Source organism: Nocardia lasii, assembly GCF_042658545.1.
Taxonomy (GTDB): Bacteria; Actinomycetota; Actinomycetes; order Mycobacteriales; family Mycobacteriaceae; genus Nocardia; species Nocardia lasii.
Map to the genome: position 1 here is coordinate 488,241 of NZ_JBHSQN010000001.1, position 20,105 is coordinate 508,345.

Annotated in this window: 15 protein-coding genes, 1 tRNA gene and 1 pseudogene; 7 read left to right on the top strand and 10 right to left on the bottom strand. The window is 69.6% G+C overall.

Going from position 1 to position 20,105, the window contains the following annotated elements; translation table 11 throughout:
* Positions 1-80 precede the first annotated feature (80 nt).
* The 5 genes and pseudogenes from ACFP3H_RS02185 to ACFP3H_RS26300 form a co-directional block, all read right to left on the bottom strand.
* On the bottom strand, positions 81-1,169 hold the full coding sequence (locus ACFP3H_RS02185; protein ID WP_378598691.1) for a 3-deoxy-7-phosphoheptulonate synthase: 1,089 nt from the start codon (positions 1,167-1,169) through the stop codon (positions 81-83).
* Between the two features lie 277 nt (positions 1,170-1,446).
* Positions 1,447-1,917 (bottom strand): carboxymuconolactone decarboxylase family protein, encoded by a 471-nt coding sequence (locus ACFP3H_RS02190; RefSeq protein ID WP_378598694.1) that lies wholly within the window; start codon positions 1,915-1,917, stop codon positions 1,447-1,449.
* Positions 1,918-2,003: 86 nt separating this feature from the next.
* Positions 2,004-2,864 (bottom strand): oxidoreductase, encoded by an 861-nt coding sequence (locus ACFP3H_RS02195; protein ID WP_378598697.1) that lies wholly within the window; start codon positions 2,862-2,864, stop codon positions 2,004-2,006.
* A gap of 114 nt (positions 2,865-2,978) precedes the next feature.
* Positions 2,979-6,428 (bottom strand): non-ribosomal peptide synthetase, encoded by a 3,450-nt coding sequence (locus ACFP3H_RS02200; RefSeq protein WP_417629256.1) that lies wholly within the window; start codon positions 6,426-6,428, stop codon positions 2,979-2,981.
* Between the two features lie 165 nt (positions 6,429-6,593).
* Positions 6,594-6,800, bottom strand: a pseudogene (locus tag ACFP3H_RS26300) (phosphopantetheine-binding protein); the annotation flags it as partial.
* A gap of 178 nt (positions 6,801-6,978) precedes the next feature.
* On the opposite strand from ACFP3H_RS26300, the gene ACFP3H_RS02205 reads away from it, so the two are divergent.
* Positions 6,979-8,730 (top strand): (2,3-dihydroxybenzoyl)adenylate synthase, encoded by a 1,752-nt coding sequence (locus ACFP3H_RS02205; protein ID WP_378598703.1) that lies wholly within the window; start codon positions 6,979-6,981, stop codon positions 8,728-8,730.
* 123 nt (positions 8,731-8,853) lie between these two features.
* Here the strand turns inward: ACFP3H_RS02205 and ACFP3H_RS02210 are convergent, their stop codons facing one another.
* A complete protein-coding gene (locus ACFP3H_RS02210) occupies positions 8,854-10,110 on the bottom strand; it encodes a salicylate synthase (RefSeq protein ID WP_378598706.1) in 1,257 nt (418 codons plus the stop codon).
* A 105-nt stretch (positions 10,111-10,215) separates the two neighbouring features.
* The gene (locus tag ACFP3H_RS02215) at positions 10,216-11,004 is read right to left on the bottom strand and encodes a DUF2127 domain-containing protein (RefSeq protein WP_378598709.1); all 789 of its coding nucleotides are present in this window, start codon (positions 11,002-11,004) and stop codon (positions 10,216-10,218) included.
* A 96-nt stretch (positions 11,005-11,100) separates the two neighbouring features.
* Here ACFP3H_RS02215 and ACFP3H_RS02220 point away from each other — a divergent pair, with 96 nt between their 5' ends.
* The 3 genes from ACFP3H_RS02220 to ACFP3H_RS02230 all read left to right on the top strand — a co-directional run bounded on the left by ACFP3H_RS02220 (position 11,101) and on the right by ACFP3H_RS02230 (position 15,437).
* Positions 11,101-13,518 carry a glycerol-3-phosphate 1-O-acyltransferase gene (locus tag ACFP3H_RS02220; protein ID WP_378598711.1) on the top strand — a complete coding sequence of 806 codons (2,418 nt, stop codon included), beginning with the start codon at positions 11,101-11,103 and terminating at the stop codon, positions 13,516-13,518.
* Positions 13,518-14,933, top strand: a complete 1,416-nt coding sequence (locus tag ACFP3H_RS02225; protein WP_378598714.1) for a 1-acylglycerol-3-phosphate O-acyltransferase — start codon at positions 13,518-13,520, stop codon at positions 14,931-14,933. Before ACFP3H_RS02220 ends, ACFP3H_RS02225 begins: the two co-directional genes overlap by 1 nt.
* Before the next feature lie 69 nt (positions 14,934-15,002).
* Positions 15,003-15,437 carry a DUF6069 family protein gene (locus ACFP3H_RS02230; protein ID WP_378598717.1) on the top strand — a complete coding sequence of 145 codons (435 nt, stop codon included), beginning with the start codon at positions 15,003-15,005 and terminating at the stop codon, positions 15,435-15,437.
* 55 nt (positions 15,438-15,492) lie between these two features.
* On the opposite strand, the gene ACFP3H_RS02235 is transcribed toward ACFP3H_RS02230, so the two are convergent.
* Complete coding sequence (locus ACFP3H_RS02235; RefSeq protein WP_378598720.1) at positions 15,493-16,212, bottom strand: polyprenol monophosphomannose synthase; 720 nt, start codon at positions 16,210-16,212, stop codon at positions 15,493-15,495.
* 121 nt (positions 16,213-16,333) lie between these two features.
* Positions 16,334-17,017: a GAP family protein gene (locus ACFP3H_RS02240; protein ID WP_378598723.1), complete on the bottom strand. Its 684-nt coding sequence runs from the start codon at positions 17,015-17,017 to the stop codon at positions 16,334-16,336.
* 149 nt (positions 17,018-17,166) lie between these two features.
* On the opposite strand from ACFP3H_RS02240, the gene ACFP3H_RS02245 reads away from it, so the two are divergent.
* From ACFP3H_RS02245 to ACFP3H_RS02255, 3 genes are read left to right on the top strand one after another with little or no spacing between them, the layout of a single operon-like run.
* On the top strand, positions 17,167-17,484 hold the full coding sequence (locus ACFP3H_RS02245) for a hypothetical protein (RefSeq protein ID WP_378598726.1): 318 nt from the start codon (positions 17,167-17,169) through the stop codon (positions 17,482-17,484).
* Entirely contained in the window at positions 17,484-18,737 is a 1,254-nt protein-coding gene (locus tag ACFP3H_RS02250; RefSeq protein WP_378598729.1) for a hypothetical protein, read from the top strand. The genes ACFP3H_RS02245 and ACFP3H_RS02250 overlap by 1 nt, the downstream gene beginning before the upstream one ends.
* A 9-nt stretch (positions 18,738-18,746) precedes the next feature.
* Positions 18,747-19,769: a DUF8176 domain-containing protein gene (locus tag ACFP3H_RS02255; protein WP_378598733.1), complete on the top strand. Its 1,023-nt coding sequence runs from the start codon at positions 18,747-18,749 to the stop codon at positions 19,767-19,769.
* A 169-nt stretch (positions 19,770-19,938) separates the two neighbouring features.
* On the opposite strand, the gene ACFP3H_RS02260 is transcribed toward ACFP3H_RS02255, so the two are convergent.
* Positions 19,939-20,012 (bottom strand) — tRNA-Asp (locus ACFP3H_RS02260).
* Positions 20,013-20,105: the final 93 nt, after the last annotated feature.

The window sequence follows — 20,105 nt, forward strand, 5'->3', positions numbered from 1 at the left end:
CCGATAGCGCCATGAGAGCGTGGTGATCAATCGACCAAAAAGCGGGCCCCGGGTGTCGGGGCCCGCTTGGCGGGGTGGGGTCAGGCGCGGCGCTGGGCTACGGCTTCGGCGAGGCGGTCGAGTTGGGTGGCGGTGGTGGTCCAGTCGAGGCACGCGTCGGTGATGGACTGGCCGTAGGTGAGGTCGTCGGACTTGCCGAGGGTGAGGTCCTGGCGGCCCGCGACCAGGAACGACTCGAGCATGACGCCGACCACGCCCTGTTCGCCGGCGGCGATGCGGTCGGCGATGTCGGTGACCACGTCGACCTGCTTGTTGTGGTCCTTGTTGCTGTTGCCGTGGCTGGCATCGATGACCAGGCGCTGGGCGAGCGAGGACTTCTCGAGGCGCAGCTTGGCTTCGGCGCAGGAGGCGGCGTCGAAGTTGGTGCCGTTGCTGCCGCCGCGCAGGATCACGTGGCAGTCGGGGTTGCCGGTGGTGCGGATCAGGGCGGCGCGACCGTCGAGGTCGGTGCCGGGGAAGACGTGGCTGGCGGCGGCGGCGCGCACACCGTCGACCGCGACCTGCACGTCACCGTCGGTGCCGTTCTTGATGCCGACCGGCATGGACAGCGCGCTCGACAGCTGGCGGTGCACCTGGCTGGCGGCGGTGCGGGCACCGATCGCGCCGTAGGAGACCATGTCGGCGATGTACTGCGGGGTGATCGGGTCGAGGAACTCGCACGCGACCGGCAGACCGAGGGCGGTGATGTCGACGAGGACCTTGCGGCCGATGCCGAGGCCGGTGTTCACGTCGAACGAGCCGTCCAGGTGCGGGTCGTTGATCAGACCCTTCCAGCCCAGCGTGGTGCGCGGCTTCTCGAAGTACACGCGCATCACCACGTGCAGGCGATCGCTGAGTTCCTCGGCCTTGGCGGCCAGCTTGCGCGCGTAGTCCAGCGCGGCGACCGGGTCGTGCACCGAGCACGGGCCGACGATCACCATGAGGCGGTCGTCGTCGCCGTTGAGCACGTCGACGGTGGCCTTGCGGCCGGTTCGCACGGTGTCGGCGAGGGCGTCGGTGAGGGGGTGAACCAGGCGGACCTCGGCGGGCGAGCGCAACGGGCTCACACTCAGCGTGCGCTGGTCGTCGAGGTCGGAGTGCCGCGAGTCAACATCGGCTGCGGTGGTCATGAATGTGGGTCCTTTTCGGTTGAAGGCCGACCCACGGATATCGCTACCGTCGAGCCGGTCGTTAATCCGGCTCGAGGTGGAGGAAGTCAGCGCGCAGGGTCGCAGACCGGCCCACCCAGGGCCGGATAGCTAAACCAGAAATATGCGCGCTGCATGCCGTGGACTGTACCACCGGTGAAACGTCACACGGTCAGCCATGGTTGCCCGGAGTGTGGACCGTCACATCCGAGGCCACCCCGCCGACGGGTTCGCGGCGGGGTGTCGGCGCCGGTCTCGCTCAGCCCCACTGGCCGGGAACGTAGTCGCCGGCGGGGGTGTGGGCGATGGCGTTGAGGCGGTTCCAGGCGTTGATCATCGCGATGGCGGCGATGAGGGCGGCGATCTGGTCGTCGTCGTAGTGCTTGCGGACCTGGGCGAAGGTCTCGTCGCTGACCTGGCCGCCGTCGGCGCTGCGGGTCGCTTCCTCGGTGAGGGCCAACGCCGCGCGTTCGGGCTCGGTGAAGACGTTGGTCTCGCGCCAGGCGGCGACCAGGTTGATCCGCACCGAGGTCTCGCCCGCGTGGGCCGCGTCCTTGGTGTGCATGTCGACGCAGTAGCTGCAACCGTTGATCTGCGAGGCCCGGATCTTCACCAGTTCGTGAGTGGACTTGGGCAGCGGGGACCCGTCGATCACCTTGGCCGCCGTCGCCATCCGCTTGGTGAAGCTGGCGGTGATGGCGTTGCCGTAGAGGTCGAATCGCGCCTGCATGATGTCTCCTTCGTTGTGGGTACACAGTGATGACGAAGGAGCCGCGCGCGGTGTGACATCGGCGCTCGTGACGCCGGTCACCCCGCTCAGATCAGGCCGCAGAGTTTCTCGGAGAGCTCCCACAGTTCGGCCGCGACCGCGCGATCGCGGGCGGCGCCGGAACTGCTCGCGCGGGCGGGCTTGCCGCGCAGGCCGAGGAAACCGTCGGGACCGTAATACGCGCCGGGTTCGACGGCGGCGGTGGCGGCGAACAGGGTGGGCAGCGCGCCCTCCTCGGCGCTCTGGGCGAACACGCGATTGCCCAGCCACATGACCGCGTCCTGGATGGACTCGGTGTGCGACATGAGTTCGGTGGCGGCGTAGCCGGGGTGCGCGGCCACCGAGATCACCGCCGAACCCTCACCGGCCAGGCGCCGCTGGAGTTCGTGGGCGAAGCTCAGATTGGCGAGTTTGGACTGGCCGTAGGCGAGCCAGCGGTCGTAGCGACGCTGCTCCCAGTTGGGGTCGGCGAGGTCGAGCCTGCCGATGCGGTGGGCGACGCTCGCCACCGTCACCACCCGGTCGGTGACGCGGTCGAGCAGCAGGTTGGTGAGCGCGAAATGGCCGAGATGGTTGGTGCCGAACTGCATTTCGAAACCGTCGGCGGTGCGGCGCAGGGGTAGCGCCATCACGCCCGCGTTGTTGATCAGCACGTCGACGCGCTCGATCGAGTCGGTGAAGGCGCGCACCGAGTTCAGGTCGGCCAGGTCGAGTGCCCGGACTTCGGCGCCGGGCAGCCCGTCGGCCACCCGCTCGGCCTTGGCGGTGTCGCGACAGGCCAGGATCACGCGCGCGCCCGCCCGCGACAGCGCACGGGCGGTCACCGCGCCGAGCCCACTGTTGGCACCGGTGACGATGATCGTGCGGCCGGTCTGGTCGGGCAGGTCAGCGGTGGTCCACGTACTCACCGGCCGCAGTCTAATGGCGTGCGGACAATACGCGAATCGACAAGGGGCGGTGGGGCGTTCGACCTGGCGCGGACATCCCTTTCGCACGCGTGGCTCGGCCGCGTCGAGTCGGCATCAGGACTGGGCGAGGATCTCCTCGTCGGTCATGGCCGCCACTTCCAGGTACATCGCGGCGACGACATCGAGCCTGCCGGTCGCGCCGGATTCGTTCTCCCTGAATAGCATTCGGGACGCGAGGCCCTCGATGGTGCGGGCGGTGAACAGGTCGGCGACGACGGTGTCGGGGGCATCGAGCCATTCGCGGATGCGGGCGACGGCGGTGGTCGCGAGGACCGAATCGCCACCGAGAGCGAAGAAGTCGTCGGTGACGCCGATTCGTTCGGTGGCGAGCACCTCGCCGACGACCGAGGCCAGTGCGCGTTCGAGGTCGGTGCGCGGTTCGACGAATTCGACTGCGGTCTCGTCCTTTTCGAGGACAGCGCGGATGGCCTTGCGGTCGGGCTTGGCGTTCGAGGTGAGCGGGAGTTCGGGCAGGATCTCGAGGCGGGTGGGGACCATGTAGGTCGGGACCAGCTCGGCGGTCGCGGCCAGGACGGCGTCGACGTGCAGGGTGGCGTCGGGGGTCGGCACCACCAGGGCGACCAGCTTGGGCGCGACCGTGCCGACCACCGCGGCGACGGCGTGGCGGACGCCGGGGACGGCGCGCAGGGCGCTCTCCACCTCGCCGAGTTCGACGCGGTAGCCCCGGATCTTGACCTGATGGTCGGCGCGGCCGAGGAATTCCAGGCCGCCGTCGGGCAGGTAGCGGGCCAGGTCGCCGGTGCGGTACCAGCGCAGGCCCTCGTGGGTGACGAAGCGGTCGGCGGTGCGTTCGGGGTCCTTGCGGTAGCCGGCGGCCACGCCGTCCCCACCGATCCACAGTTCGCCGCTGACCCAGTCGGGGCAGTCGTTGCCCGCCGGGCCGACCACGCGGCAGCGCACATTGCGCAGGGGGGTGCCATAGGGGACGGCGGTCCACTCGGCGGGGACCCGCGCGTCGACGACCTCGCAGAGGGTGGAGTGGATGGCGGTTTCGGTGGCGCCGCCGAGGCCAGCGAAGCGGCTGTTCGGGGCGATGGCGGCGAGGCGGCCCGGAAGCGCGGTGTCGACCCAGTCGCCGCCGAGGATCACCGTGCGCAGCGTGGGCAGCGGGGTGTGCTGGGCTGCGGTGAGGAGCATATCGAGCAGGCTCGGGACGCAGTTCAGGAGCGAAATGCCGTGGTGGGTAATGAGTTCCACCCAGGCGGCGGGTTCGGCGCGCCGGACGTCGTCGACGGCGACCACCGCGCCGCCTGCCGCGAGCAAGCCGAAGATGTCGTAGACCGAGAGGTCGAACTCGAGGGCCGACAGGGCCAGCGCGCGGTCGGCCGGGCCGAGGGCGAAGCGTTCGTTGAGGTCGTCGATGGTGTTCATGGCGGCGCGGTGCGGGACCTCGACACCCTTGGGCTTGCCGGTGGAACCGGAGGTGAACAGCACGTAGGCGATGTTCTCGGGATCGCCGAAGATCGGGCGTGCCAACGGGTTCGGGAAGGTGCGGGCTTCGGCGAGGTCGATCGCGCGGACGTGCGGGATCTCGGCACCGCCGACGGTGAGGACGGCGACCGCGTCGGCGATGCTGAGGATTTCGGCGCGGCGGGCGGCGGGTTGATCGAAGCCGATGGGCACGTAGACCGCGCCCGCCGCGAGGACGCCGAGGACCGCGACGATCTGATCGGGGCCCTTCGGAAGTTGCACGGCGACCGAATCACCCGGTGCCACACCGGCTTCGCGGAGAGCACCCGCGACCGCGAGGGCGTCGGCGGCGAGTTCGCCGTAGGTGAGTTCACCGGTGGTGTCCCAAAGCACCGCCGGCGCAGACGGATTCGTCGCGGCGTTCGCGAAGAACCCGGTGTGCAGCAGTGTGGTGCTGGTCGGGCCCGAGGTGGCATTCACGCGGGCCCGAGTGGCCGCCTGCTCCACCGGGATTCGCACGCCCGCCTCGGCCTGCCACCCCGCGCCGCCGGTCGACCCGTCGGAGCTGTGGCCGCCCAGGCGTTCGATCGCCTCGATGTAGCGGGTGAACATGGCGTCGACCATGCCCGGAGGGAAGGCGGATTCGCGGATGTCCCAGTTGAGGAGCAGGCCGCCGCGGACCTCGGTGATCTGGGCGTCGAGCAGGACCTGGGGGCCCTGGGAGATGATCCAGACCGGGTCGCCGAAGGTGTCGGTGACGATGTCGGGGAACAGTTCGCCCAGGTTGAGGGCACTGGTGTAGACGATGGGGGCCAGCACCGGTTCGCCGCGATGACGGCCGAGGTCGCGCAGGATCTCCAGGCCGGAGTAGGCGGAGTGGGCGCCCGCCTCGTGCAGGCGCTGCTGAAGGGCGCGGGCGCGGTCGGCGACGGTGGCGGGCTCGGTGACGTCGACCTCGAGCAGGACCGAGGAGGTGAAGTCGCCGACCACACCGTCGACCTGCGGGTGCACGGGTTCGCGGTGGAACAGCGGCAGATTCAACAGGAACCGACGCTGCGCCGACCACCCGCCGATGGTCTCGGCGAACACCGACGCCAACGCCATCGCCGGGGTGATCCCGCGCGCATGAGCGGCATCGAAGACCTGCGCCTTGGCCTGCGGGGAGAGCCAGCGGTGCAGGCGGATCGTGCGGGTGGGATCCGAATTGTGCGGGGCCTGCGGGAGCTCCGGGGCGCCGGGGAGTTCGTTCAGTCGGTGCTGCCACCAGGCCCGATCGCGGGCCCACTCGTCGGCGATCGCGGTGCGAGACGGGGTCGGGTCGGCCACGTTGGCTCGTTCGGCCGGATTGCCTTGGCTGGCCGCGTTGCCCAGGTCGGCCGCGTTGGCTCGTTCGGCCGGATTCCCTTGACCGGCCACGTTGCCCAGGTCGGCCACGTTGGCTCGGTCAGCCGGATTGCCTTGACCGGCCGCATTGCCCCGGTCTGCCGCACTTCCTCGGTCGGCCGGACCGGCGTCGCCGGACGAGCCGGTTTTCGGGAGGTCGGTCAGGTACTGGCGGAAGGTGTAGTCCTGGGGGTGGAGTTGGGCGCCGTGGTAGAGGCGGGCGAGGTCGGTGATGAGGATGCGGTAGCTCATCGCGTCGGCGGCGAGCATGTCGACGTCGAGGTGCAGGCGGGAGCGGCCGTCGGCGAGGCGGGTGAGCGCGATGTCGATCACCTGGCCGTCCTCGACCGCCATGCGCTGGTGGGTGCGCGCGGTCCGCAGCTCTTCGAGTCGCTGTTCGACTTCCGCCGCGGACGCCTCGCGCAGGTCGGTGACGCTGAAGACCGGGCGACCCGGCCGGTCGAGGGTCTGCTGGGTGCCGTCGGGCAGGAACCGCGTGCGCAGCATGGGATGACGGCGCACCAGCTGCTCGACCGCCCGCTCGAGCCGCTCCGGATACACCTCGTCCCCGTCGAACTCGACATACAGGTGCGCCGCCACCCCACCCAACTCCTGCGCATCGGACCGCCCGATCCAGTACGCGTGCTGCATGGGGGCAAGCGCGAACGGCGTGCCATCGTCGGGAACGATCTCGGCAGCGGCGGCGGCGGTCGGGGCGGCGGCGGTCGGGGCGGCGGCGGTCGGGGCGGCGGCGGAAGTGCCGGTCGAAGTGGCGCTGGGGGTGGCAGTGGGGGGCTGGTTCGTGGGGAGGGATTCGGGGTTGGATCCGTTGAGGAGGGCGTGCCAGGCGTTGACGGTGGGGTGGGCGGCCAGGAGGGCGAAGTTGACGGCGATGCCGCGTTTGCGCCAGGCGCCGGCGAGTTTCATGGTGCGGATGGAGTCGAGGCCGAGTTGGATGAGGTCGTCGGCGTCGGCGATGGTGTCGGGGGCGAGGTCGAGGTGGCGGGCGATCGCGGCGCGGATCTCGGCGCGGTCGATCCCGCCGGTGGGTGCTGTCTCCATCTGCCGATCACTCCTTGCTCGCCGCCCATCCCGGACGGATTCGGTACTGCCCGGCGGCAGCCTACTCCATTGAGATAGGGTTGCCTAACCTACCCAGGTTACCCGTGGCCGGGGCAGATCGAGGCCCCCGGGCCGAAAACCCGCGGCACCAGCCGCTGATAAGCACAGTGAGGTAGTCGTGACGTCGACAGCAACAGGTCATCGCGAGGGCTACGTCCCGTTCCCGGAGGACGCGGCCCGCGCATACCGCGCCGCCGGTTACTGGGCCGGACGCACCCTCGGCGAACTCCTGCGCGACACGGCGAGCACCCACCCGCACCGGCCGGCCGTGCTCGACGACACCGGCGCCACGACCTACACCGAACTCGACGCCGCCGCCGACCGGATGGCGCACGGCCTGCTCGCCCTCGGCATCGAGCCCGGCGACCGCGTGATCGTGCAGCTGCCCAACATCCCCGAGTTCGCGACCACCCTGTTCGGCCTGCTGCGCGCCGGCATCATCCCGGTGCTCACCCTGCCCGCCCACCGCCGCGCCGAGATCGAGCACCTGGCCACTCTCGCCGGCGCGGTCGCCTACCTGATCCCCGACCGCCTCGGCGACTTCGACTACCGCGAACTCGCCACCACCGTCTCCGCCGCCGTCCCGAGCCTGCGCCACGTACTCGTCGCAGGCGATCCCGGGACATTCGCCGCATCCGACACCGCTCCGCACTCCGCCGACGCCACCCCGAACCCGCACCCGCACTCGCACTCGCACTCGCACTCGCACTCGCACTCGACGGACGACAGCACCGCCGACATCAGCGACCATGGCTCAGCGGTCTTTCTAGCCCTGGATTCGATTGCCCGCGAAGGCGATTCACTCCCGGACATCGACCCCGCCGACATCGCCGTGATGCTCGTCTCCGGCGGCACCACCGGCCTGCCGAAACTCATCGCCCGCACCCACGACGACTACGCCTACAACGCCACCGCGAGCGCCGAGGTCTGCGGGCTCACCGCCGATGACGTCTATCTCGCGACCCTGCCCGCCGCCCACAACTTCCCCCTGGCCTGTCCGGGCATCCTCGGCACCGTGGCCACCGGCGGGGCGATCGCGTTCGCGTTGGATCCGAGTCCGGAGGCCGCGTTCGCCGCGATCGAGAAGCACGGTGTCACGGTGACGGCCGTGGTTCCGCCGCTGGCCCAATTGTGGAGTGCGGCAGTGGATTGGGAGGACGCGGAGCTGGGTTCGCTGCGTCTGTTGCAGGTGGGCGGGGCGCGGTTGGCCGAGGTGAACGCGCGAGAGGTGGAGCCCGCGTTGGCGTGCCGATTGCAGCAGGTGTTCGGGATGGCGGAGGGGCTGTTGAACTTCACGCGCCTCGACGACACCGACGAGCTGGTGTGCACCACCCAGGGTCGGCCCCTGTCCCCCGCCGACGAACTGCGCATCGTCGACGCCGAGGGCAACGATGTGGCACCGGGTGAGGAGGGCGAACTGCTCACCCGCGGCCCGTACACCCTGCGCGGGTATTACCGTGCGCCCGAACACAATGCGCGCGCCTTCACCGCCGACGGTTTCTACCGCAGCGGCGACCTGGTCCGCCAGCTGCCCAGCGGCCACCTGGTCGTGAGCGGCCGGATCAAGGACGTGATCAACCGCGGCGGCGAGAACATCTCCTGCGACGAACTCGAGGAGCACCTGCTCGCCCACCCGGCCGTGCGCCACGCGGCGGCGGTCGGTCTGCCGGATGCCTCGCTCGGCGAAAAGGCTTGCGTCGTCCTGGTTGTCACCGGCGAGCTGCCGACCCTGGCCGAGATCAAGACCTACCTCACCGAACGCGGCCTGGCCACCTACAAGCTGCCCGATGTCATCCGCCGGGCGGATTCGCTCCCGATCACCGCCGTGGGCAAGATCGACAAGAAGGCGCTACGCGCGGGCCTCGCCTGACCAAGCACAAGGTGGCAGGATCGTGCGATCTCCCGCGATTCGCACCCGAAAATGCCCTCAACGGCTGACGATCGCACGAAAATGCCACCTCGATCCCCTTCGAGGTGGCATTTTCGTAGCGGCTCAGGCTTCGACCACGTAAGGCGCGACGCTGCCGAGCTTTTCGCAGGTCTCCTCGAACTCGCGCTCGGGGCGTGACTGTCCGACGATCCCGGCCCCGGCGCGCAGCCACGCGCCCTCGCCGGTCTGGTAGATCGCCCGCAGCACCAGCGTCGCCTCGAGCGCGCCGGTCGGCGAAACACACACCACCGCACCGGAGTACAGCCCGCGCGGGTCGTGGTCGTTGCGGAACACCGAGTCGACGCCCGCGCGCTTGGGGATGCCGGAGGCGGTCACCGAGGGGAACAGCACCTCGAGCGCGTCCCAGGCCGTGCGGTCCGGCGCCAGGGTGCCGCGCACGGTGGAGGCCAGGTGCTGCACGCTGCCGCGCTCGCGCACGGCCATGAAGTCCGAGACCGCCGAGGTCCCGGGCACGGCCACCGCGGCGATCTCGGCGAAGGAGGTCTGCACCGAGATGGCGTGCTCGACAATCTCTTTCGGGTCGGCGAGCAGGTCAGCGCGGGCGGCGTCATCGGCTTCGACGCCGAGGCCGAAGGCGCGGGTGCCCGCGAGCGGTTCGGTGGTCACGACGCGGTCGTCGTCGACCGAGGCCACCAGTTCGGGGCTGAAGCCGGCCGCTTCCAGGCCGCCCAGGCGCAGCAGGAACGAGCGCGCCGGGGTGTTGTTGGCGCGGCCGAGGCGGTAGGTGGCGGGCACGTCGACCGCGAACGGCAGCGAGACCTTCCGCGACAGGATCACCTTCTGGTAAGCGCCGGAACGGATCTCGGCGACGGCACCGGCCACGCGGGCGGCGTAGTCGGTGGGATCGATGCGCACGTCCACCGGCGTCGACACCGGCAGCGGGACACCCTGCGAGGCCGCGATCAGGTCGTGGATGTCGCACGCCTCGCTCGGGGTGGCACCACTGATCCGCACGCCGGAGGCGTCGATGCGCACCTCGATGCGCGGGATCATCAAGTGCGCCAACGGGGTCCGCTGGTTCAGGTACTTGGTCGCGGCCAGCGAGTACGCGCAGAACTCGAACCCGATCCAGCCGTAGGCCTTACGACCGCCCAGCGCCAGCTCGGCCAGTGCCGCGTCGATGACCCGGGCGGGGCTGCCGGTCCACGCGCGCGCGGTGGTGCGCCCGCTCCAGTCGATGCGCAGTTCGCCCGCGTCGAGTTCCACGCTGCCGAGCGGGTCGGCCGCGAACACCCATTCGCCGGGCTGCTCGTACATCACGTACTCGCCGAATCTCTCGGCGGCGGCCAGAGAGGCCATCGCTGCCGCAGGGTCGGTCACATACTCCACCCGTACGGGCTGTTCCGTCGACGACAACGATCCTCCAAGGTAAAGCAGACCTAACTTTCCGTGGTTAGGTTAGCATTACCTCCCCGATTGATCACCCCGGCCGTCGGATTCCTTCGCCACCGCCGCCCGCTCCACGCTGAGCAAGCTGGCCTCGTCGTGTTCGCGCCGATACGCCGCCCACCCGCCGCGCACCCCGAACAACCGCTTGCGCCACACCAACCACACCACCGCCGCCAGATTGATCAGCAGCACCACCACCTTGGTGATCGTGACCCGCTCGACCAGCTCGTAGATCTCGAGCGGCAGGAACACACTCGTCGCGATCACCGACAGGTACTCGCCCCAGCGCTTGGACAGCCACAGCCCCACCGCCTCGACGAAGTGCAGCGCCGCGTACCAGAACAGGAAGATCGCGATGAGCAGCAGCGAGGTCGACGACAGCGAGAACAGATCGTCGGCCCAGTTCACCACGTGGGAGTGATCCAGATTCCAGCCGACCTGGTTCGCGAACGGTTCCAGCAGCGGCATATCGCGCAGGAAACTCTCGCGCAGACTCCCCTGGGTGGACCGGAATCGCATAACCAGGATCGCGCCCGCCAGCATGAGCAGACCGTGCAGACCGCGGTCGAGGGCGAGCAGTTTCAGGATCCACCGGTCGCGCAGCAGCTGTCCGCGCGGCACTTCCGGCGCCTCGTCGGCGGGCCCTGACCCGATCGGCGAGCCCGGCACGAAGGTCCCGCAGCGCAGGCACCGCCACGCCGTACCGGCGACCGTGTCCACGTGCAGCCGCTCGCGCAGTTTCGGCTCGTCGGGGGCATAGGTGTAGTGACCGTGCAGGCTACAGGTGCGCAGAGCCCAGTCCATCCGGCGAGCTTAAGCGCGGCCCCACGCCGCACCCGAACAACGCGCGGTAACACCGAGTTCGATGCGCCGAACCGAAACTGCGGCTTGAATGGAGAGATGATCGACAACGGTGGGCGGCGCGGCCCGCAGGCGGACTCGGTGGTTGCCCTGGTCGACGCGGCCTCCGGCGTCGAACGCGCAGTGATCGGCGAGTGGATCGCCCAGGGTGGACTCAACGCCGAGATCGACTCGACGGCGCCGGTGACCCAACTCGACCTCGACGCCAAGGCCATCACCAAACGCCTGGTGGGCCGCCACGACGACCCGCTGGTCGTGCCGGTGCGGGTGCTGTGGCTGCCGCCCGAACGCGACGGCGTGCGCCGGGTGACCTTCGCCGACATGGCGATGCTCACCAACCCGCGCAAGCCCAACCGGCTCGTGCAGCGCCGGTTGCTGCGCACCGAACCCGACCGGCACCGGGTGCTCGTCGGCGCGCCCGCGCGGCTCAGCGCGCTGCGCACCAACAACCCGGAGGCGGCGGCGCTGCTGCGCGCGGGCTCGGCCGACCCGTTCGCCCGCGCGGTGGTGCGCGCGGCGGTGGTGGCCCTGGAACGCGCCGAACGCACCGTGATCGGCGACCGCTACAAGGTGCCCCAGCTGGTGGCCGAGGAAATCCTCGACACCCCCGAATTCCTGCGCAAGCTCGACTACATCGCCGAGGAGACCGGCGTCGAACCCGACCAGGTGTATCGCAGCGCCGAGAAGGCCCTGCGCGAGCTGGTGGCGGCGCAGAGCAGGCTGGTCTCGGACCTGTTCACCCAGGCCATGCGGCCGGTGCACGCCTCCACCTGGAAGGTCGACACCGACCTGCGCGGCCTGGACGCCCTGCGCTCGCTCAACCGCAAGCACCCGCTGGTGTTCCTGCCCTCGCACCGCTCCTATGTCGATGCCTTCGTCCTCGGAGACGTACTGGCGCGCAACGACTTTCCGCCCAATCACGTAATCGGCGGAGCGAACCTGAACTTCTGGCCGATGGGGCCGATCGCGCGGCGCACGGGCACCGTGTTCATCCGGCGCAGCTTCGGCGACGACGAGGTGTACAAGGCGGTGGTCGAGGAGTATTTCGCGTATCTGCTGGCCAAGCGCTTCAACATGGAGTGGTACTTCGAGGGTGGGCGCACCAGAACCGGCAAGCTGCGACCGCCGCGCTACGGGTTGTTGAATTACCTTGCGGCGGCGGTGCGTTCGCGTCGGGTCGACGATGTGATGCTGGTGCCGGTCTCGATCACCTACGAGCGACTCAACGAGCTGGGCGCGATGGCCAGCGAGCAGGCCGGCGGGAAGAAGAAGCCGGAGGGTATCGGCTGGCTGGCCAGATATGTTCGTCTGCAACAGCATTCGGCCGGACGGGTGTATGTGCGGTTCGGCGAACCGATTTCGGCCCGGGAACGACTCGGCGTGCACGGCGACCCGCTCGATCAGCGACCGGTGACCATCCCGCTGCGCGACACCGAGACGGGGTCGACGAGTGTGCCCGACGAGACGGCACTCGCCGACGCCGAACACAAAGCGGTGCAGCGCTTGGCCTTCGACGTCGCGGTCGGCATCAACGAGGTCACCCCGATCACCGTGAACGCGCTGGTCACCCTGGCCCTGCTCGGCGTGCACGAGCGGGCGCTGACCCTCGGACAGGTCCGCACCGTGCTCGACCCGGTGCTGGCCTACATCGCCCAGCGCAAACTGCCCGCCGGTGAGCTGTCAAAACTGCGCGACGAGCAGGGCCTGCGCGTGGTGCTCGAGCAGCTCGCGCTCGCGGGCGTGGTCACGGTGTACAGCGGCGGGCTGGAACCGGTTTACGCGATCGAACCCGGCACCCACCTCGAGGCCGCGTTCTACCGCAACAGCGCGGTGCACTGGTTCGTCAACCGCGCCATCCTGGAACTGGCGGCCCTGACCGCCGTGGAACAGCCCGGCGACGACCCGCTGCGCTCGGCGTGGAAGGCGGCGTTCGCGCTGCGCGACCTGCTCAAATTCGAGTTCTTCTTCCCGGAACGGCAGGAGTTCGCCGAGCAGATCATCGAGGAGGTGCGCATCATCGTCCCCGAATGGGACGAGCACACCCCCGACGAGCGCCTCGATCGCCAATTCCTCGGCGCGGTCACCGATTCCGGGTTCGTGATGGCGCACCGCGTGCTGCGCTCGTTCTTCGACGCGCAGCTGGTGGTGGCCGAGCGGCTGGTCGCGCGGCCCACCGACGCGGTGATCGACCGCAAGGAGTTCATCGACGAGTGCGTGGCGGTGGGTAAGCAGATGCTGTTGCAGCAGCGGTTGCACAGCCCGGAATCGGTCTCGACCGAGTTGTTCACCAGCGCCTGGAAATTGGCCGACAACCACGGCCTCGTCGCGCCCGCGGCCGAGGGCGCGGCGGCCGAATTGATCGAGAAGCGGCAGGCTTTCGCCGATCAGCTGCGTGATCTCGGCGAACGCATCGGGCGCGCGGCCTCGCTCGACCCGTCGAACCGGAATTCGATCTGATGGGCACCCTCGCCGACGCCACCGCCGCCATCCGCTCGGGACCGCAGGGGCCGCAGGTCGTCGCCGTGTTCGACTTCGGCGGCACCGTGGTCGACGGGCTGCCCCGGCAGGGCGCGGCGCGCAAGATCCTGCGGCCGGGGGACGTGCGGGTGGCCACGCTGCTCGGCGGGATCCAGCGCGGCGGCAGCGACGGGGATTACGGGCGGTTCCTCCAGGCCGTCGAGCGGACGTGGGCGGGGGTGCCGGAGACCGAGCTGGCCGGGCTGGGTCGACGGGCGTTCAGCAAGGAGGTGTACGGGCGGCTGTTCCCCGAGGCGTGGCAGCTGGTGCGCGCGCACCAATTGGCCGGGCACACAGTGGTTCTCGTCAGTGAGCTGACGTGGTATCAGGTGCAGCCCGCGGCCGAGCGGCTCGGGATCGAGGCCGTGCTGTGCACCGAACTCGCGGTCGAGGACGGGATTCTGACCGGGCACCCGCGGGGCGTTCCGCTCTGGCGCGCCGGAAAGGCCGCCGCCGTCGTCGAATTCGCGGCCGGTCGTGAGATCGGGTACGTCTACGCCGACAGCGTCACCGATCTGCCGCTGCTGGCGCTGGGCGAGCGCTCGACCGTCATCGACCCCGATCCGACCCTGGCCGAGATCGCCGCCGACAACGGTTGGCACACACTGACTTTCCGCCTGCGTCGCGCGCCGCGCCCGCTCGACTACCTGCGCACCATCGCCGGTTTCGTCGGACTCGTCGGTGGCGCGCTGGTCGGGGTGCTGCGCAAGTCCTACACCCGCGACCGGCAGGCCATGGCCGACGCGCTCATGCACGACGCCACCACCGCCACGCTGCGCGCCATCGACGTGCGCTTGCGCGTGGTGGGCGCCGAGAACGCCCGTGCGCCGAGGCCCGCGGTGTTCCTGTTCAACCACCAGAGCCAGTTCGACGTGATCATCGTGCCCAAGGTCCTCGACGGCGCGGTGACCGGAATCGGCAAGAAGGAACTCGCCAATCACCCGCTGTTCGGGCCGCTGATGCGGTTCGTCGGCGTCACCTTCATCGACCGCTCCGATACCGAACGCGCGAAAGCCGCGCTGGCGCCGGTGGTCTCGACCCTGCGCGAAGGGCTGTCGATCGCGGTGGCGCCGGAGGGCACGCGCTCGTTCACCCCCGGCGTCGCGCCGTTCAAGAAGGGCGCGTTCCACATCGCCATCCAGGCGGGCGTGCCGGTGATCCCGGTGGTGCTGCGCAATGCGGGCGAAATCGCCTGGCGGGATTCGGCTATCGCGCGATCGGGCGTGGTGGACGTGGCGATTCTGCCGCCGATCGACGTGTCCGGCTGGGACCCCGCGAACATGGACGCCGAGGTCGAGGGGGTGCGCGCGCTGTTCGAGGAGACGTTGCTGCACTGGCCCTCGGATATTCCCTGAGCGCAGGGCTTGACCTCAACTATTGTTTGGGTTCGATGATGGTCTCACCACCGAGTGAGGGAGACCATCATGACCACCACCACCGCTTCCACCCCGTACACCGTTCCCGCGCTGCGTCGTCCCGTCGCCGTGCTGGGCGCCGTCGCCGCCGCCGTCGTCGTGAACCTGATCGTCTGGGCCATCGGCGCCGCCGCGGGCGGCTCGTTCATCGCGATCGAGAAGGGCGAGGCCATGGACGTCGCGCCCGGCGGGGTGGTCATCATGTCGGCCGTGCCGTTGCTGATCGGCCTGACCGTGGCCGTGCTGGTGTCCTACCTGTGGACCGGCGTGCTGCGCACCGCCGCCGTGATCGGCTCGCTGCTGTCGCTGGCGACCATCGGCCTGACCGTGGCCACCGACTTCGACGCGGCCTCCACCGTCGCGCTGTCGGTGATGCACGTGACGCTGGTGCCGATCATCGTGATCGCCCTGGAAGGGGTCCGCCGCGGCATCGCGGCCGAATGAGCCCCACACACAGCGAAGGCCCCGCCGAAGCATCGGCGGGGCCTTCGCGCGAGTGTCAGACCGAGCGGCCGAACAGCAGCTTCCACGGCATGAGCGCCGACTCGAGCTGCACCTTCAGGCTCATCTTCGACGCGCCGACCGTGCGCTCCTCGAAGCGGATCGGCACCTCGGCGATCGTGTAGCCCTTCTTGATCGCGCGGTAGTTCATCTCGACCTGGAACGAGTACCCGTTGCTGCGGATCGAGGCCACCTCGATCGCGCGCAGGGTGTCGGCCTTCCACGCCTTGAAACCGGCGGTCGCGTCCTTCACGCCGAGGCGCAGGATCAGGTTCACGTAGAAGTTGGCCCAGGCCGAGAGGGCCTTGCGGTACCACTTCCACTCCTCGGCGGTGGAACCACCGGGAACATAGCGCGACCCGAGCGCGACACCGACATCGTCGGAGCTCAGCTTCTCGAGCATCGCCGGGATCACCTCGGCGGGATGCGACAGGTCGGCATCCATCTGGATCACCACGTCGGCGCCCTGCGCGAGCGCCTCGGTGATCCCCGCGATGTAGGCGCGACCGAGGCCGTCCTTCTCGGTGCGGTGCAGCACGTTCACCACATTCGGCAGTTCCGCCGCCAACTTGTCGGCCACATCGCCCGTGCCGTCGGGTGAATTGTCGTCCACCACCAGCACATGCAGATCAGGCACCTGCAGCGCCGTCAGCCGCTCGACCGCCACCGGCAGATTTTCCCGCTCGTTGTAGGTCGGCACAACAACGGTAACCCTCAAGGGTCGCCCTCCCTGCTCACCTGGAAAGCTCGGGCCCAGGTTACGGGCACGCAAGCTACGTCATCGATTCGTTATGACGGTACTCGATACCCCTGACGCTTTCCTGAGCGGCCGGGGGCGCTCACCACAGTTGGCTGCCGTGCACCAGCGCGTCGACCACCAGCGCGGCCCCGATCACGACGAAGAGCACGCGCACCACCGGCGGCCCGTAGCGGGTGATACCCCGCACGAGCAGGCGATACACCCGACGCGTGCGCGGAGTCCGGCGCAGGGCCAGTGCCAGCACGAGCAGCGGCAGGACCAGCGCGATCGCGCAGTAGGCGGCGATCAGCAGCGGCCAACCCACCGGCAGCGGCCGTTGCGAGGCGAGGATGGCGAGCGCGGCCAGATACGGCACCGAGGTGGGCACCTTCGCCAGACCCAGAGTGAAACCGATCACTCCCATGAGCCAGGGGTGTTGACGGACCGGTTCCACCCAGCGACCACCGACCGTCGAGGAGGTCCCGACCGGCAGCGCGGCGACCGCGATCAACACCAGCCCGATCGCCAGTTCGCCCCAGTACCGCAGGGCGGGCGTGAGCTCGAAATCGAACAGGCGAACCAGGAAATCCAGGCCGAGCACCGTGCACACGCCGAAGGCCAGCGACACCGCGAAGACCCCGGCCAGGAAGCTGAGCACGCCCGACAGCGGCGAACGGCGGGTCAGCCTGGCATCGGCGACCACGGCCGTGGTGATCGCCACCAGCAGCACGTCGAGTGCGTCGAGCAGGGCGAGCCCGAGCATCGTGAGGATCGCGGCAGCCATATCGGAGATGAGGCTACTCGTCCGACGGTGCCGGACCGGCGAAGGCGACGGCGTCCATCTGGTGCGGAGTCGCCCGTAAACGGCGCCGGATGGTTACGCTTTCGGGACCGGCTTCGGCCGGGAACCGCGATCGTGAAGGGGTAGGCATCGTGGCAGAAATGTCTTTCGACCCGTCAGCGCTCGACGCGTATCAGCGTGCGGCGGCCCGGGTTTCCGAACTTCTCGGCACCGCCGCCGAGCACACCACCGTCGCCGCAGGTGTCGACCTGTCCGGGCTCGGAGTATTGGGGCGCGAGTTCGCCGTCGCGTGGACGCGGGCAGCGAGCGAGCACGCGTCGACTTTGAACACGGCGGGCAACCTGGTCACCGCCTATCAGGACATTCTGGCCCGGTTCGGGGCCGAGGTGACCGGGATCGACACCGGGGTGGCGCGGCAGCTGCGCGCGGTCGAGGGCGAGGTGGCGTGATGCGAACCAAGTCGCTGGTCACCGACACGACCATCAGCACCACTACCCAGGCCGAGGCAGAGGCGAAGATCGCGCCGGTGATCGCGCTGCTCGAGGTGCCGCTGCTGGAACTGCGGAAATCGTTGGGCAGCAATACCTCCGCCGACCCCGATGCCGCGGTGGTCTCGGCGTTGAGCACGGCCACCGCCGCCACCACCGCGACCGAGGACCCGCACCGGCTCGGGCTCTACGCGCTCGAGTCGACCGAGACCGCGGCGCCCGCGACCCCGGCGCTGCGGCGCACCGCGACCGAAGTGTCGGCGGCGGCGGATCGGGGCTCGACGCTGAGTGCTGTTCTCGGCAAGGCGTATTCGACCCAGGCCACCGCCGCGGCGAAGGTCGAGGCGATCATCGCCGACTTCCGGGCCAAGGCGAAGGCGGCCGCGCCGGCGGTGAACGAGAACAACCTCGACGCGGTCGTCGCGCTGGCCGAGGAGGCCATCTCCGAGGCGGTCTCGGTGGTCGGCAAAGCCAGCACCGAGATGGATCAGCACACCCGCGACACCAGCGGGCTCACCAGTGATCTCGGCGGGACCAACGGGGTGACGGTGCCGGTCGGGGCGACCGAGGTGGCGCCGGGGGTCTATGTGCTCGGGACCGGCGGGAGCGAGACCTCCTCGTGGAAGGACGACGACGAGGACCTCGACCCGGCGACGGCCGCGCAGATCGCGCTACAGGAGGCGCTGATCGACGGTGGCGTATCGCTGGGGACGGCGGCGATCGATGCCGGGGTGACGTTCGGGACGCACCTGATCGACAAGATCGCCGAGGTGGCGATGCACGGGATCGACAAGGGCGCGGAGCTGGCGACCACCGGGATCGATACGCTCGCGGCGAATGTCACGGGGACCGAGGGCACGTCGACCGCTCCCGCTACCAGCACTCCTTCGACCACGGCGCCCGCGACCAATGGTGGTGGGACCGGGGCGAATTCGGGGATGCCGTTCGCCGGGACCAACCCCGGCGGCGGGGGCACGAACGGTGGTGCTTCGGTGAAACCGGAGACCCCGGCACCGGCGGCTCCCGTGCCGTCGAACCAGACACCGAAAGTCGAACAGCCCCAACAGACTCCGAGTACACCGGCACCCGCGCAGCAGCCGATGCAGGGCGGCGTCGTACCACCAGCCGCGCGGCCCCAGCAGGACCAGGAGACCGAAAAGCCCTCCACCGCACCCAAACACGGCCAACCGGGAGTCGTCCCGGCGCCCGCCTAGGGACCGCGCATGGACAACCCGTTCGGTGCCTACTTCTCGTCGCCGGACGCCGCGCCGTCCGGCCGACACCGCCCGCAGAGCAAACGGCGGCGCAGGCGGCGGCGCGAAGCCGAACCACAGACCATCGGCACCAACCCCGAGATCTGGCCGCCGCCGGACCCCGAGCCGTTCGACGACGCGCCCGTCCGGCCCACCCACGTGGAGCCGGTCTACCGCGACCGCGCCGATGACGACGGGTTCACCGGCGACTGGAACGACTGGACCGGCACCGAGATGCCCGCCGAGCCCCGCCGCGACGACGACATCGACTGGAACGACTGGGCCACCGCCACGGCCACCGAGCAGAGCGGCGACCACGTGGAGATGCCGGTGCTACCGCGCCTCAAGGACTTCGGCGGCGGCGGCAAGATCGCGCGCCGCCCGCGCAAGAACTACGACGACGAACGCTACGACGACGGCACCGGCCGCGCGAAGGCGGCGGCCGCGATCAAGGGCGTGGTCGGCGCGGTCTTCTTCGTCGTCATCCTCGGCCTGGCCGCCACCATCTTCCTCGGCCCCGCCGACCAGGACACCACCACCGGCGCGACCGTATCCAGCACGCGCACAACGACATCCACCGCCGTCGGCCCGCTCCCCGCACACGCGCTGTCGGGCTGCGAATCCTTCCGCACCCCCTCGATCACCATCAGCGCCGAACACGGCGACACCACCAGCCCGCAGAGCGCCATCCTCGGCTTCGAATACAGCTACTACGTCGACCGCGACGCCACCAAGGCCCGCAGCTTCGTCACCGACGACGCCCACGTAGGCGACCACGCCGCCCTCGCCGCCGGCATCGCCACCCTGCCCCCCGACGTCAAATACTGCGTCCACATCACCAAAGCCGACACCGCCGACCCCACCCTCTGGAACGTCACCATCCACCAGCGCTGGCCCGGCGACGACACCACCGAGAAAATCGACCAGCTCATGCGCACCACCGAGATCTCCCCCGGCCGCCACCGCATCACCAGCATCGACCACCGCATCTGAGCGGACGAACGCATCTGAGCGGAACGCAAAAAGGTCCCCCGCACCAGGATCGGTGTGGGGGACTTTTCTTGCGACCCTGACGGGACTCGAACCCGCGACAACTCCCATGTTGCCCACGCACTTCACGTCACACTTCAAATGTGAGGTGAGTATGCCCGAAACGTACTTGCGACCCTGACGGGACTCGAACCCGCGACCTCCGCCGTGACAGGGCGGCGCGCTAACCAACTGCGCTACAGGGCCTTGATTGCTTTCAGTTTCGAGACTGTACCCGAGGTGGGCGCGGAAGGCACATCGTGGGCGGCGAATCAATTATTGACTTTGACGTCAACTTCA